Annotated in this window: 14 protein-coding genes; 6 read left to right on the top strand and 8 right to left on the bottom strand. The window is 65.6% G+C overall.

The window, feature by feature from the left end; genetic code table 11:
* The first annotated feature begins 137 nt into the window (after nucleotides 1-137).
* Nucleotides 138-380 carry a type II toxin-antitoxin system ParD family antitoxin gene (locus QUV18_RS20460; RefSeq protein ID WP_300895963.1) on the top strand — a complete coding sequence of 81 codons (243 nt, stop codon included), beginning with the start codon at nucleotides 138-140 and terminating at the stop codon, nucleotides 378-380.
* Nucleotides 377-676, top strand: a complete 300-nt coding sequence (locus QUV18_RS20455; protein WP_300895962.1) for a type II toxin-antitoxin system RelE/ParE family toxin — start codon at nucleotides 377-379, stop codon at nucleotides 674-676. The genes QUV18_RS20460 and QUV18_RS20455 overlap by 4 nt, the downstream gene beginning before the upstream one ends.
* Before the next feature lie 70 nt (nucleotides 677-746).
* On the opposite strand, the gene QUV18_RS20450 is transcribed toward QUV18_RS20455, so the two are convergent.
* The 3 genes from QUV18_RS20450 to QUV18_RS20440 all read right to left on the bottom strand — a co-directional run bounded on the left by QUV18_RS20450 (nucleotide 747) and on the right by QUV18_RS20440 (nucleotide 3,083).
* Complete coding sequence (locus QUV18_RS20450) at nucleotides 747-992, bottom strand: hypothetical protein (RefSeq protein ID WP_300895961.1); 246 nt, start codon at nucleotides 990-992, stop codon at nucleotides 747-749.
* On the bottom strand, nucleotides 989-2,149 hold the full coding sequence (locus tag QUV18_RS20445) for an aromatic ring-hydroxylating dioxygenase subunit alpha (protein ID WP_300895960.1): 1,161 nt from the start codon (nucleotides 2,147-2,149) through the stop codon (nucleotides 989-991). The genes QUV18_RS20450 and QUV18_RS20445 overlap by 4 nt, the downstream gene beginning before the upstream one ends.
* A gap of 109 nt (nucleotides 2,150-2,258) precedes the next feature.
* Nucleotides 2,259-3,083 (bottom strand): helix-turn-helix transcriptional regulator, encoded by an 825-nt coding sequence (locus QUV18_RS20440; RefSeq protein ID WP_300895959.1) that lies wholly within the window; start codon nucleotides 3,081-3,083, stop codon nucleotides 2,259-2,261.
* 202 nt (nucleotides 3,084-3,285) lie between these two features.
* Between QUV18_RS20440 and QUV18_RS20435 the strand changes: the two genes are divergently transcribed.
* Nucleotides 3,286-3,675, top strand: coding sequence for a hypothetical protein (locus QUV18_RS20435; protein WP_300895958.1), 390 nt, complete (start codon nucleotides 3,286-3,288; stop codon nucleotides 3,673-3,675).
* On the opposite strand, the gene ilvN is transcribed toward QUV18_RS20435, so the two are convergent.
* The 3 genes from ilvN to QUV18_RS20420 all read right to left on the bottom strand — a co-directional run bounded on the left by ilvN (nucleotide 3,676) and on the right by QUV18_RS20420 (nucleotide 7,382).
* Complete coding sequence (gene ilvN / locus QUV18_RS20430) at nucleotides 3,676-4,236, bottom strand: acetolactate synthase small subunit (RefSeq protein WP_300895956.1); 561 nt, start codon at nucleotides 4,234-4,236, stop codon at nucleotides 3,676-3,678.
* A gap of 13 nt (nucleotides 4,237-4,249) precedes the next feature.
* Entirely contained in the window at nucleotides 4,250-5,491 is a 1,242-nt protein-coding gene (locus QUV18_RS20425; protein ID WP_300895955.1) for a glycosyltransferase family 87 protein, read from the bottom strand.
* A gap of 133 nt (nucleotides 5,492-5,624) precedes the next feature.
* Nucleotides 5,625-7,382, bottom strand: a complete 1,758-nt coding sequence (locus tag QUV18_RS20420; protein WP_300895954.1) for an acetolactate synthase 3 large subunit — start codon at nucleotides 7,380-7,382, stop codon at nucleotides 5,625-5,627.
* A 346-nt stretch (nucleotides 7,383-7,728) separates the two neighbouring features.
* Here QUV18_RS20420 and QUV18_RS20415 point away from each other — a divergent pair, with 346 nt between their 5' ends.
* Nucleotides 7,729-7,911 carry a hypothetical protein gene (locus tag QUV18_RS20415; RefSeq protein ID WP_300895952.1) on the top strand — a complete coding sequence of 61 codons (183 nt, stop codon included), beginning with the start codon at nucleotides 7,729-7,731 and terminating at the stop codon, nucleotides 7,909-7,911.
* Between the two features lie 134 nt (nucleotides 7,912-8,045).
* Nucleotides 8,046-9,944, top strand: a complete 1,899-nt coding sequence (locus QUV18_RS20410; RefSeq protein ID WP_300895951.1) for a PhoX family phosphatase — start codon at nucleotides 8,046-8,048, stop codon at nucleotides 9,942-9,944.
* A gap of 124 nt (nucleotides 9,945-10,068) precedes the next feature.
* On the opposite strand, the gene QUV18_RS20405 is transcribed toward QUV18_RS20410, so the two are convergent.
* Nucleotides 10,069-10,716, bottom strand: a complete 648-nt coding sequence (locus QUV18_RS20405; protein WP_300895950.1) for a response regulator transcription factor — start codon at nucleotides 10,714-10,716, stop codon at nucleotides 10,069-10,071.
* Nucleotides 10,713-12,143, bottom strand: coding sequence for a cache domain-containing protein (locus QUV18_RS20400; RefSeq protein ID WP_300895949.1), 1,431 nt, complete (start codon nucleotides 12,141-12,143; stop codon nucleotides 10,713-10,715). Before QUV18_RS20400 ends, QUV18_RS20405 begins: the two co-directional genes overlap by 4 nt.
* 224 nt (nucleotides 12,144-12,367) lie before the next feature.
* On the opposite strand from QUV18_RS20400, the gene QUV18_RS20395 reads away from it, so the two are divergent.
* The gene (locus QUV18_RS20395; protein ID WP_300895947.1) at nucleotides 12,368-13,453 is read left to right on the top strand and encodes a TRAP transporter substrate-binding protein; all 1,086 of its coding nucleotides are present in this window, start codon (nucleotides 12,368-12,370) and stop codon (nucleotides 13,451-13,453) included.
* The last annotated feature ends 15 nt before the right edge of the window (nucleotides 13,454-13,468 follow it).

Raw genomic sequence — 13,468 nt, 5'->3', positions numbered from 1 at the left:
CTGGCGTTCGTCTAATTGAACGTGTGTTTAATTAACGGAGGGGAAGGGGGTAATGCAAGATTGATTTATGCAGACCGGTTTTGCAGGGATGGGGGAGGAGAGTTGACAAAGATTGCCAAGGTGACAAGATATCAGCCATGGCCACGATGAACATATCGCTTCCCGACCATATGAAATCCTCTGTCGAGGCGCGCGCCAAAGGCGGGCAGTACAGTAATGTGAGCGATTACGTGCGTGACCTGATCCGCAAGGACCTGGAGCGGCAGCAGGCGATCGGCGAGTTGCAGGGGCTGATCGACGAGGGGCTTCGGAGCGGAGAGCCGAGAGCGGTCGACATGGCCGGGTTCATCGAAAGGAAGACGCGCGGGCAGGGCGGGTGAGCCGGGAGGTTCTGTGGCGCCCGAGGGCCGAGGCGGACCTGGACGATATCTGGCGATACACGGTCGAGACGTGGTCGGAGGGGCAGGCGGTGGCCTACCTGACCGGGTTGGAGCGGACGTTGCGGCTGTTGGCGGAGTTTCCGGAAACGGCGCGGTTGAGGGAGGAATTCGTGCCGCCGGTGCGGGTGCATCCCTATCGCGCGCATCTCGTCATCTTCCAGAGCGATGAGGCCGTGCTGGACGTGGTGCGGGTGGTGCATGCGCGGGCGAACTGGCAGGCGTTCCTGGCGGAGTGAGCGGGGCGTGCTTGTCAGCCTTTACAGGCTGCCTCGCGGCGGAAGTCGTACGGCCAAGGGGAGGAAGCGGCTATTCCTCGCGTCCGTGGGCCTTGAGGCGGGCGTGGAGGGTGGCGGCCTCGGCGGCGCCGGCCTCGAGCGCGAAGATATAGGCGTAGGTGAGGAAGAAGCAGGCCGCGTCGATGTCGTTGGTGATGTCGGCGGCCTGGGTGTAGAGCCGGATCAGGGCGAAGCGGTCGTCGCCGTCATGCGCGGCGAGGAGCTGCGCGTCGAGGCTGTCGACCATGCCGATGCCCTGATCCGGCAGGGCGGTCATTGGGCGGCTTGCGCCTGGCCGCGGTGGGTTTCGACCTTGGCGGCGACCCAGTCGTGGAAGCAGTGGGTCGGGCTGTCCATCACCGGCGAGAAGCGGCCGCCGTCGAAATTGGTGGCGTGGCGGCCCTTCTGCATGCCCTCGACGACGAAGATGTCCTCCTCGAACACGGTCTTCCAGAGCTGGGTGTTGCGCATGCGCAGCCCTTCGTCGCTGTCGGGGACGGCGTAGTAGAGGTGGATATGTTCGACCGTGCGGTCGTGGCCGCGGGGTTCGAGGATGATGGCGAAGGCGTGGTCGCGGTGGACGCCAAGAAGCACGTTCGGGTAGACGGCGATGTATTCCGCCTGTTCATTCCATTTCGAACCGACATCGGCGAAATCGGGGAAGGTTTCGCCGTTCTCGTTGGTGAGCTGGCGGTAGACCATGGTGCCCTGGCCGGAGAATTCGCCCGGTTTCTCGATATTGTAGTGGTCTTCGAGCTTGGAGTAGCTGTTGAGCCCGGGGTGGACCCAGGGCAGGTGGTAGCTTTCGCAGTAGTTCTCGACCGCGAGCTTCCAGTTGGTGTTCACTTCCAGCGTGATCTTGCTGTCATGGCCGCCGTGGTAGAGGGGCAGGTCGAACTCGGACCAGCGGGCGATGATGTCGCGCATGGCGTCCTCGAAGGCGGGGGCGTCGCCCGAGACGTTGATCCAGACCACGTCGCGCCAGATATGGGAGCGCACCTCGATCAGGCCGAGATCCTCGCGCTTGATGGTCTCGTGGGTGTTGTGGCCGGGGCCGCCCACATGGGGGGTCGAGACCAGCTTGCCCTTGGTCGAGTAGCACCAGGAATGGTAGGGGCAGCGGATCGCGCCCTCGATCTTGCGGGGCTCCTCGACCAGGATCATGCCGCGGTGGCGGCAGATGTTCTGGAAGACGCGGACGTCCCCTTCCTTGTCGCGGATGAGGAGGAGCGGCATGCCGAGGAAATCCATCGGTACGGCATCGCCCGGTTCGGGCACGTCGGCGGCGACGGCGAGGCCCGCCCATTGCGAGAAGAGCAGCGCCTGACGTTCCTCGGCATAGACCTCGGGGTCGATGTAATGCGCGTTGGGCAGGCCGTGCGCCTTGTCGACGGACAGGCGGACGTGGCTGAGATCGGTCACGGTGGCGGTCATCGCGGGTCTCCATGCGTTGGCTGGGGAGAGCTACGCATGAAAGGGCCTGTCGCGACCGACCGGCAGCGACCCGGATTATCTCAGGGCGACAAATTGAGGGGCGATGCGCCTAGCGGAAATCCTCGTCGGGGCGCAGAAGGTGGCGGTAGAAGCGCGGCACCTTGTCGATGGGCACGACCCCGGTTTCGCGGGCGGCCTGCAGGATGCGGGCGGAGGAATTGCCCAGGTGCTCGTAGACCATCCGGGTGGCGCGGTTGCCCGAGACCTTTTCGCGTACCGTGCGGGAGGCGTAGCCTTCCCACAGGTTCGACTGGAAGGAGGTTTCCGGCGTCAGGAAGTTGAACGAGCAGGAGAGCGAGGCGCGGTGGGTGACCACGGCCATGATCCCCTCTTCCTGGCGCATGACGATGCCGCGGTATTCGCGGGTGTGCGGATCGGTCGAGAGACCCTGTTCGCGCACGCCCTGGCGCGGCTCGAACCCGCGCAGGAAGGTGTAGCCGTCGCCGCGCTTGATCATCACCAGCCCCAGCACGAAGCGCGAGGCGTCGACGAAGCTCTTGCGGGCGAAGCGGTAGAAGCCGCTGGGGAAGACATCGGTGGAGACGTCGACCGTGGGCTTGCCGAAGAACTCGGAAAGGAAAGGGTGGTTGAGCAGGTCGTTCGGCTTCGGGGCGAGGGAATCGACCGGTTCGAGCAGGATGCGGGCATCGGTGCCGAAGAAGGCGCAGATCCGGTGCAGCACGTCGGGGCGGGGGAAGCTTTCGCCGGACATGTAGCGATTGAACTGGGTGCGGTTGATGCCGAGCTCGCGGCAGAGCTCGGACACTGAAGGGTAGCTGGCGCAGAGGCGGCGCAGGTTGTCGCCGAAGACCTCCCTCAGCGCGGCCGGGTCAGTGTCGCGTGTTCGCGAGTCGGCTGTGCGTTGTTGTGTCAAGGGAGGACATGCTTTATAGTTGCAAAGGCGGGGATATCATCACGCTATCGGAGATTCCCGGGCGTTTCCACAAGAATCGACGCTAATCAGAGTCAAACGTGACGCGACTTGGCGTCAGGTTTCCCCCGGTTTGTCACAAATTGCCGGCGGTTCAGGGTCAATCACCCCATTCACTTTTATTCAAACTCTTTCAAAATCAGGAGTGAGGAAGAAGATTGGGGTCACCATGTACGGCGTAGTTCTTTGGAGTGATAAAAAGCATAACCGGGCGGTCATCTGGTGCGAGGATCACCGCAACCTGGCCTTTTACAAGGACGAGGAAAACCTGTCGGAGGCGAGCTGTTTCGTGCCCGGCGACCTTGTCGAGTTCGACCTGCGCGAGGTGGACGACATGCGCCTTGCGGTCGATCCCAGCATCGTGTCGAAGCATGAATTCGCCTCGTTGCCCGGGGATCTGAAGACGGCCAAGGCCAACCTGCGGCGCAACAAGATCGCGCCGCCAAAGACGGGTGCGGGCCGGCAGAACGTGGTGGCGCTGCATCCGCGCGGCACGCCCGGGGCACGCCGCGCGGCGGAATCCTCCTACCGCTGATCAGGCGCCGCGCGAGAGCGCGGCGATGCCTGTCCGGGCGATCTCGGTCAGGCCGAGGGGCCGCATGAGATCGGCGAAGGCGTCGATCTTCTGCGGCGTTCCGGTGATCTCGAACACGAAGCTGTTGAGCGTGCTGTCGACCGCGTTGGCGCGGAAGATGTCGGCAAGGCGCAGGGCCTCGACCCGTTTTTCCCCTTCACCCGCCACTTTCAGGAGCGCCAGCTCGCGTTCGACGGAATGCCCCTCGACCGTGAGGTCGTGGACATCGTGGACGACGACGATGCGGCCCAACTGTGCCTTGATCTGTTCGATCACCTGTGGCGTGCCGGTGGTGACGATGGTGATGCGCGACATGTGGCCGGTATGGTCGACCTCGGCCACGGTGAGGCTGTCGATGTTGTAGCCGCGGCCGGAGAAGAGGCCGATGACGCGGGCCAGAACGCCCGGTTCGTTGTCGACGATCACCGCCAGCGTATGCGTCTCGGCCTTGTCGGAGAAGGTCGGGCGCAGGTTGTAGGCGGAATGCTTGGTCGAGCCTTTCTTGATCTTGAGCGCTGACATTGGGTCTGGTCCTTCAGTGGGTTTCTTCGGGGGTGGCCGGCGTGGCCGCAGGGCGGGGCCTGAGCAGGGCGTGCCACAGGCAGGTGAGAAGCGCGATCGACGCGAGGGGCAGGAAGACCGGGCGGAAGACATCGGCCGCGCCGGACTTGAGCAGGACGAGGGCCGAGGGGCCGAGGCTGAGCCACATGGCGAGGCCGAGGAGCACGGTGAGGGGGCGCCCCGGCGTGACCACGCCGGCGCGGGTGAGAAAGAGGGCGGCGGGGGCGAGCAGGGCGGATTCGTAGTGCCACAGGTAGGGCGAGGCGAGCGGGATGGCGCAGAGCAGCGTGGCGGCGCGCAGGTCGAAGGAGATGGAGGGGCGGCGCCAGGTCAGGAAGACGGCGGCGGCGCAGAGGGCGGTGAGGGCCCATTGGGCGGCCAGCGCGGTGGTTTCGGCGAGGCCCATGAAGGTGAGGGTGGCGTAGGCGCTGATCATCAGGTTGAGATCGGCGATTGCGTTGCGGACGGTGTCGCCATGCTCGCGCATCATGGCGAGCATCTCGGGCCAGTAGGCGGTGCCGAAGAGCGCGGTGGGAATGGCCGCGAGGAGGAGGGTGGTCACGGCGGCCGAGGCGATCGCGCGCCACTGGCCGGCGGCGATGAGGGCGAAGGGGATGAGCAGGCCGAGCTGGGGTTTCAGCGTCAGCAGGCCGATGAAGGCGCCGGCGAGGATCGGTCTTTCGGCGCGGAGCGCGGCCAGCGCGGCCATCAGCCCGGCGAGCCAGAGGATGGTGGTCTGGCCGACCAGCAGGCAGGGCAGGATCGCGGGGGCCAGCGCCGCGCCGAGCAGCACCTGCGTGCGACCGGCGGCGAAGGGGCGGGTGGCCAGCAGCAGGGCGGCGCAGGAGACGGCCATGAACACTGCCCAGGCGGGGGCGAAGGGCAGGAGGCCCAGCGGCATCACCAGCAGAAGGAAGCCCGGAGGATAGGCCCAGGGCATCCAGTCGTCATGGGTGACGGCGGCCATCTCGGCGATGCGGGTGACGTCGAACGCGTCGAGGGGCAGGCCCTGGAGCGCCAGCTTGGCGGCGGCCCAGAAGACGTAGAAATCGACCGAAACCGAGATCAGATCGGTGTTGTTGACCTCGACGATGCCGCCGATGATGAAGATCGCCCCCAGCATCACCGTCACCACCGCGCCCAGCAGGCCGAGCTGCCAGCCGCGGCGGCTGTCGAAGATCGCGAGACGGGCGTCTGCGGCGGCGTGGGGCGTCATGCGGCGGGTCCTTGGGCGGCGCTAAGGCGAGAAGGGTTGGCGGGTTTCACCCACCCTGCGGGGGACCAGTCGGGCGGGGGCAAGGTGGTGGGTTTCACCCACCCTACGGGGGAGGGTGGGTGAGAGTGGGTCATTACACCAGGACCGCCCCGGACGTGCTGATCGCGTCCTTGGTGGAGGCGTTCTCGCCCAGCAGCATCTTGTTGTGCGGCTCGCCCGAGGGGATCATCGGGAAGCAGTTCTCGTGCTTCTCGACGAGGCAGTCGAAGATCACCGGCCCGTCATGCTCGATCATTTCCATGATCGCGTCGTCGAGGTCGGTGGGATCCTTGCACTGGATGCCCTTGGCGCCGAAGGCCTCGGCGAGTTTCACGAAGTCGGGCAGGGCCTCGGACCAGGAATGCGAGTAGCGCTCGCCGTGCAGGAGCTCCTGCCACTGGCGGACCATGCCGAGGCGTTCGTTGTTCATGATGAACTGCTTGACCGGCAGGCGGAACTGCACCGCGGTGCCCATCTCCTGCATGTTCATCAGCCACGACGCCTCGCCCGCGACGTTGATGACCAGCGCGTCGGGGTGCGCCATCTGCACGCCGATGGAGGCCGGGAAGCCGTAGCCCATGGTGCCCAGGCCCCCGGAGGTCATCCAGCGGTTGGGGTCGTTGAAGCCCAGGTATTGCGCCGCCCACATCTGGTGCTGGCCGACCTCGGTGCAGATATAGCGGTCGTGATCCTTGGTCAGCTCTTCGAGACGCTGGAGGGCATATTGCGGCTTGATGGTCTTGCCCGCCTGCGTGAAGGCGAGGCAGTTGACCTTCTTCCAGTCGTTGATCTGCGCCCACCATTTCTCGATCGCCTCGCGGTTGGTCTTGCGGCCGCGGGATTTCCAGATCTTGAGCACGTCTTCCAGCACGTGGGCGATGTCGCCGACGATGGGGATGTCGGTCTTGATCACCTTGTTGATCGAGGACGGGTCGATGTCGATATGCACCCGCTTGGAGTCGGGGCTGAAGGCGTCGACGCGACCGGTGATCCGGTCGTCGAACCGGGCGCCGACGTTGATCAGCAGGTCGCAGTCATGCATCGCCATGTTGGCCTCGTAGAGACCGTGCATGCCGAGCATCCCGAGCCACTTGTCGCCATTGGCCGGGTAGGCGCCGAGGCCCATGAGGGTGGAGGTGATCGGCACGCCTGTCGCCTCGACCAGTTCGCGCAGAAGCTGGCTGGCGGCGGGGCCGGAGTTGATCACGCCGCCGCCGGTGTAGAAGATCGGGCGTTCGGCGGTCTCGAGCGCCTCGACCAGCTCGGTGATCGCCTCCATGTCGCCCTTGACCTGCGGCTGGTAATGCGAGGTCTTGGCCTTTTGCGGGGGCGTGTATTCGGCGCTGGCGAACTGCACGTCCTTGGGGATGTCGACCAGGACCGGGCCGGGCCGGCCGGAGGTGGCGACGTGGAAGGCCTGGTGCAGGACGTTGGAGAGATCCTTGGTGTCGCTCACCAGCCAGTTGTGCTTGGTGCAGGGGCGGGTGATGCCGACGGTGTCGGCCTCCTGGAAGGCGTCGTTGCCGATCATGAAGGTGGGCACCTGTCCCGAGAGGACGATGAGCGGGATCGAATCCATCAGCGCGTCGGTGATGCCGGTCACGGCATTGGTGGCACCGGGGCCCGAGGTGACGAGGCAGACGCCGGGCTTGCCGGTCGAGCGCGCATAGCCTTCGGCCGCGTGCACCGCGCCCTGTTCGTGGCGTACGAGCACGTGGCGAATGTCATTCTGCTGAAAGACCTCGTCGTAAATCGGTAGCACGGCCCCGCCGGGGTATCCGAATACGACGTCCACACCCTGATCCTTGAGGGCCTGAACCACCATTTTCGCTCCGGTCATGTGACGTGTCATCTTGATTTGCTCCGTTTATGACGTGTCTGTCGCTGCGCATAAAAAAGCCCCCGAGTTTCGGGGGCGCATGGGGTACCGTTATGGTGTCCGTTACCGGCCCATGCGCCATTTACCTACCAGAATTACGATCGAACCGATCATCGGAAGCTCCTGTCTGCGTGCGCGGGACATTATGGCGGGGGACGGGACCCGTCAACCGCTGTCATGGGGGTGTTGGTGAAAAAAATGTCGCAGGGCGGCGGGTTTTCTTTCCGGATGTTGCGCGGGAGCGGGGTATGCCGACAATGGTTGTCAGGGGGCGGGGGTAGGAAAGGGGGAGAGATGGCCCGAAGCGAAGGAGAGCGGCATGATCAAGTATTATTATCCCAACGGCGACCATTGCTACCGGGCGCTGCACACGGCGCACGCGGTCTATCACGACGCCGAGGGCCGGCTGATCGCGCGGGCGATGCGGGCGGATAACAGCGCGCTCTACGAGTTCGAGATCGTGGCGTTCGAGCTGGTGGAGGCGGGGGTGCGCTGTACCTGAGGCGGCGTCATTCCGCGCAAGGCGGGGATTTTTCGGCTCCGGGGCGGGTTTGATGAAAAGGGACACATGGATTTTACAGGAATCACCCAATGCAGGAGGGACAGACAGTCTTTGAAGCAAGGGAGATGCCAGCCATGAAAGACGCGCAGGGAAACCGGATATCCGCCGACGAGTGGGACGAGCTGAACGACCCGCGCCCCGAGGGGTGCGATTTCGACGAGGTGGTCGAGCGTGCGCTTTCGCGGCGGGGCTTCCTTGGCGGGGTGATGGCCTTCGGCTCGGGCGCCGCGGCGATGGGTACGGCGCAGCTGCTGGGCTCGGCCGCCGAGGCGATGGAAGTCTCGCGCTTTGCCTTCACGCCGATCGGGGCGCAGACCGATGCCACGGTGCATGTGCCCGAGGGCTACAGCTGGGACGTTCTGGTGCGCTGGGGCGATCCGCTGTTTTCCGACGCGCCGGCGTTCGACCACGAGACCGGCGGCGATGCCGAGAGCGCCGACCGGGTGTTCGGAGAGAACACCGACGGGATGGAAAGCTTCGTGCATGACGGGCACGAGCTGATCGCGGTGAACCTCGAATACACCAACCAGGAGATCAACCTGCCGCAGACCGGGGAAGGCGTGCCCGCCAGCCTCGACGACGTGCGCAAGCTGCAGAAGCTGCAGGGCGTGACGGTGATGGAGATCGAGAAGGGCGAGGGTGGCTGGGGCGTCGTGGTCGACAGCCCGTATAACCGGCGGATCACGCATCTGACGCCGATGACCCTTGCGGGGCCTGCTGCCGGGCATGACTTGCTCAAGACCGAGGCCGACCCGAGCGGGACCGAGAGCCTTGGCACGTACAACAATTGCGGCTCGGGCAAGACGCCGTGGGGCACCTACCTGACCTGCGAGGAGAACTTCAACGGGTATTTCGGTGCCACGTCCGAGGGTGACGTGCCGGAGGCGGTGCAGGCCGGGTACGAGCGCTACGGGATCGGGGCCGATGGCTGGGGCTACGATTACCACAAGTGGGATGACCGGTTCGATACGGCGAAAAACCCCAACGAGCCGCATCGCGCGGGCTGGGTGGTCGAGATCGACCCGGCGGACCCGGAGAGCACGCCGGTCAAGCATACCGGGCTGGGCCGTTTCAAGCACGAGAATGCCGAGGTGGTGCTGGCGCCCGACGGGCGCGTGGTGGTCTACATGGGCGACGACGAGCGGGGCGAGTTCATGTATCGCTTCGTCTCAAACGCGGCTTATGCGCCGGGCGGGTCGACCGGGGGGCTGCTGGACGAGGGCACGCTCTATGCCGCGAAGTTCAACGATGACGGCACTGGCCAGTGGCTGGCGCTGACGCCGGAGAGCACCGGCATGGAAAGCCTTGCCGAGGTGCTGGTCTTCGCCCGGATGGCGGCCTCGAAGGTGGGCGCCACGACGATGGACCGGCCGGAGTGGATCGCCGCCAACCCGCATGCCGTCGAGGCCTATTGCTGCCTGACCAACAACAAGAACCGCGGCGTGAAGCCCAATGCGGGCGGTGACGAGACGCCGGTGAACGGGCCCAACCCGCGCGAGACCAACAATTACGGCCAGATCGTGCGCTGGCGGCCGCATGAGGACGATCATGCCGCCGATACGTTCGACTGGGATCTCTACGTGATGGCGGGCAACCCGGACGTGTACAAGAACGTCTATGGCGGCTCGGAGAACGTGACGAACGGCAACATGTTCAACTCGCCCGACGGGATGGCCTTCGACAGCGCCGGGCTGGTCTGGATCCAGACCGATGGCGATGACAGCAACGAGGGCGAGTTCGCGGGCATGGGCAACAACCAGATGCTGGCGGGCGACCCGGTGACGGGCGAGATCGCGCGCTTCCTGACCGGGCCCAAGGGCTCGGAAGTGACCGGGCTCACGTGGTCGGCGGACCGGACGGCGATGTTCGTGGGCATCCAGCACCCCGACGCGCCCTTCCCCGACGGCGAGGGCAAGCTGCCGCGCTCGTCGGTGGTGGTGGTCTGGCGCGAGGATGGCGGGCTGGTCGGCTGAGCCTGGGAAAGACGGCCCCGGTGTTTCGCGGCACCGGGGCTTCTTCTGGCCGGAAATATCCCGGGGGAGACGTTGAAATTCCAAGGGAATTTCGACGTTGGGGGCTGGCCCCCCGCAACGCCCCCTAAAGCGAGACGCTGGTGCCCTGCAGCATGCCGTGTTCCATGGCGTAGCGGGTCAGGCCGGCGGTCGAGCTGATGCCGAGCTTGCTCTTGATGTTCTTGCGGTGGGTTTCGACGGTGCGGATCGAGATGTCGAGGTCGAGCGCCACCTCTCGGTTCGACCGGCCCTGGGCCACCTGAAGCAGGATGGTCTGTTCGCGGTTGGTGAGCTGTTCGCGCAGGCCGCCCTCGCGCGGGGCGAGGGAGCCTTGCGCGCCGGTGCAGAGGTAGCGGCGCCCCGCCATGACCGCGTCGATGGCGCGCTTGATCTCCTCGGTGGGGACGTCCTTCAGCACGTAGCCCACGGCGCCGTGGCTGAGGGCGGAGGAGATGTATTCGGGGCTGTCATGCATCGACAGGATCAGGATGCGCGTCTCGGGGCGGCGTTCGAGGATGATCTCGGTGGTCGAGAGCCCGCCGATGCCGGGCATGTTGAGGTCGAGCAGGATCACGTCGGGCCGGAGGGTTTCGACGTTGTCGATGATCTGCTGGCCGGTCGAGAGCGTGGCGATCACCTGGACATCGTCGTAGCTTTCGAGGATCGACTGGATGCCTTCGGCGACCATCGGGTGATCGTCGACGATGACGATGCGGGTGGGCGTGTCGGTCATGCACTGGCCTTGGTGTTGGTGTCGGTGCGTTCCTGCGGCGGCAGGAGGTGGGTGAGGGGCACGGAGGCCTCGATCACGGTGCCGGACTTGCTGGACAATATTCTGAGCGTGCCGTCAAGCTGTTCGATGCGTTCCTGCATGTTGCGCAGGCCTAGCCCGCCATTGCCGGTGCTGTCGCGGCGGCCCGACTGGTCGAGCCCGCGGCCGTTGTCGGTGATCCGCAGGGTGGCGCCGCGGGCGTGGCCGCGCAGGTCGATCGAGACGCGGGTGGCGCCGGAATGGCGCTCGACATTGGTCAGCGCCTCCTGGGCGACGCGGTAGAGGGCGATCTTGGAATCGCCGTCGAGCCGGTTGCGGAAGACGACCGTGTCGAACTCGATCTCGACGCCGGTGCGCTGGCCGAAATCCTCGATCAGCGCCTTCAGCGCCGGCCCGAGGCCGAGATCGTCGAGCACGCCGGGGCGCAGGTCGCGGCTGATGCGGCGCACTTCCTGGATCGCACCGGAGAGATAGGCGATGCCCTTGTCGAGATTGTCGGCGGCGCGGGTGTCGCCCGCCGCCATCCGCCGGCGGGTGGTGTCGAGCGCGTAGCGGACGCCGACGAGGATCTGGCTGATGCCGTCATGCAGCTCGCGGGCGACGCGGCCGCGCTCTTCCTCCTGGGCGTCGAAGACCCGCTGGGTGAGCTTCTTGAGCTTGGCGTCGGCGAGGCGGCGTTCGCGGATGTTGATGAAGAGGCCGGTGACGAAGACCAGCAGCAGGGCGGCGAGGGTGATGCCGCCGATCCAGAGAAAGGTGCGCTGGACGCGGTTTTCGACCCCGGCGCGCGCGGCGTTCACGGTGGCGACCACGTCATCGACGAAGACGCCGGTGCCAACGGCCCAGCGCCAGTCCTGCAGGCCGACCACGTAGGTGATCATCGTCGCCGTCTCGCCGGTGGAGGGCTTGGGCCATTCGTAGCTGTGGTAGCCGCCGCCGGTGCGGGCGAGGCGGATCAGCTTGTCGGTGACGGGCGTGCCGTTCTCGTCCTCGAGCCCGGACCAGTTGCGGGTGATCAGTTCCGTCCGGCGCGGGCTGACGAGGTTGGTGCCGTCGTAATCGAAGACGAAGAAGTAGCCGTCCTGCCCGTAGAGCATGGCCGAGAGGATCTGGGTGACGGCCAGTTTCGCCGCCTCGTCATCGGGCGCCGCGCGGCCGTAGATGTTGACGAAGGCGGTGCGGGCGATGGACATGTAGTTCTTGAGCTCGTCGCGCTTGGCGGCGATCAGCTGGTCCTCGAGGTTGCGGATTTCGCGCTCGGCCAGTTGCCGGGATTCGAGCGTGACGATGACCGAGATCAGGACCGCCGCGAAGACGAGCGGCAGGGTGGCGACGAGGAACAGTTTCTGCCCGTAATTGAGCCGGAGTCTGCTGTGTAAAGCCTGCATGACGAATCGATATAGCGAATCGTTGCGGTTGCACAGACTCATAACGTCGCGGTGGCTCAAAGCCTGATAATTAAGCGCTAAATTCGCGGCGGGGGCGGGTTTCTACGCAGAAGTCGGTATTCCCATGTTACCGTGTGCACGCTAGGGTCGTCGCACTTGCAACGATCCGCGCGCGGGACACCAAGAGCCTGCGGCGCTCAAATTGTATCGGGAGGAAACACCACATGGATCGTCGTTCATTTCTGAGAAATTCCGCACTCGGCGGCGGTGCGGCCGCCGCGTCGGCGCTGGCCGCACCGGCCTACGCCCAGGGCAACCGCACGCTGACCATGGTCACCACCTGGGGCCGGGGCCTGGCCGGGGTGCATGACAGCGCGCAATACTGCGCAGACGCCATCACCGCGATGAGCGACGGCCAGCTGACCATCGATCTCAAGGCCGCCGGCGAGCTTGTCGGCGCGTTCGAGGTGTTCGACGCGGTGTCGTCGGGCCAGGCCGACCTGTATCACGGTGTCGACTACTACTTCATGGGCCAGCACCCGGCGCTGTCGTTCTTCAGCCAGGTGCCGTTCGGCATGAACTTCATGGAATTCAACAACTGGTACTACCATGACGGCGGCGCCGAGATGGCCGACGAGCTGTACGGCATCTTCGGCATGAAATCCTTCCCCGCCGGCAACACCGGCCCGCAGTCGGGTGGCTGGTTCAGCAAGGAAATCAACAGCCCCGAGGACTTCCAGGGCCTGCGGTTCCGGATGCCGGGCCAGGGCGGCCAGGTTCTGGGCAAGCTGGGCGCGAGCGTGCAGAACCTGCCGGGCGCGGAAGTGTATCAGGCGCTGGCCTCGGGCGCGATCGACGGGACCGAGTGGATCGGGCCGTGGGCCGACGAGAAGGCCGGTTTCCAGGAAATCACCAAGATGTACTATACCGCCGGTTTCCACGAGCCGGGCCCGAACCTGAACCTGAACATGAACCTCGACATCTACGAGGACCTGACCGCCGCGCAGAAAGAGATCGTGAGCCAGGCCGCGCGGGCGTCGAACATCTGGACGATGTCGCTGTTCATGGCCAACAACTCGGCCGCGCTGCAGCGCCTGCAGTCGGGCGGCGTTCAGATCCGCGAGTTCCCGGACTCGGTCTGGGATGCGTTCGGCACCGCCGCCGAGGAAGTCACGCAGGAGCCGATGGGCGACGAGATGTACGCCCGCTTCTACGAGAGCTACATGGCGTCGCTGCGCAGCTCGGCCGAATGGATCAGCCGTTCGGAAGACGAGTTCACGCGCCAGCGCAACCGCGTCGTCGGTATCTGATCGGGCCATGGCCTG

Source organism: Roseovarius sp. (assembly GCF_030373445.1).
Lineage (GTDB): Bacteria > Pseudomonadota > Alphaproteobacteria > Rhodobacterales > Rhodobacteraceae > Roseovarius.
The sequence above is the reverse complement of the archived record's forward strand: the minus strand, read 5'-3'. Positions and strand labels throughout refer to the sequence as shown.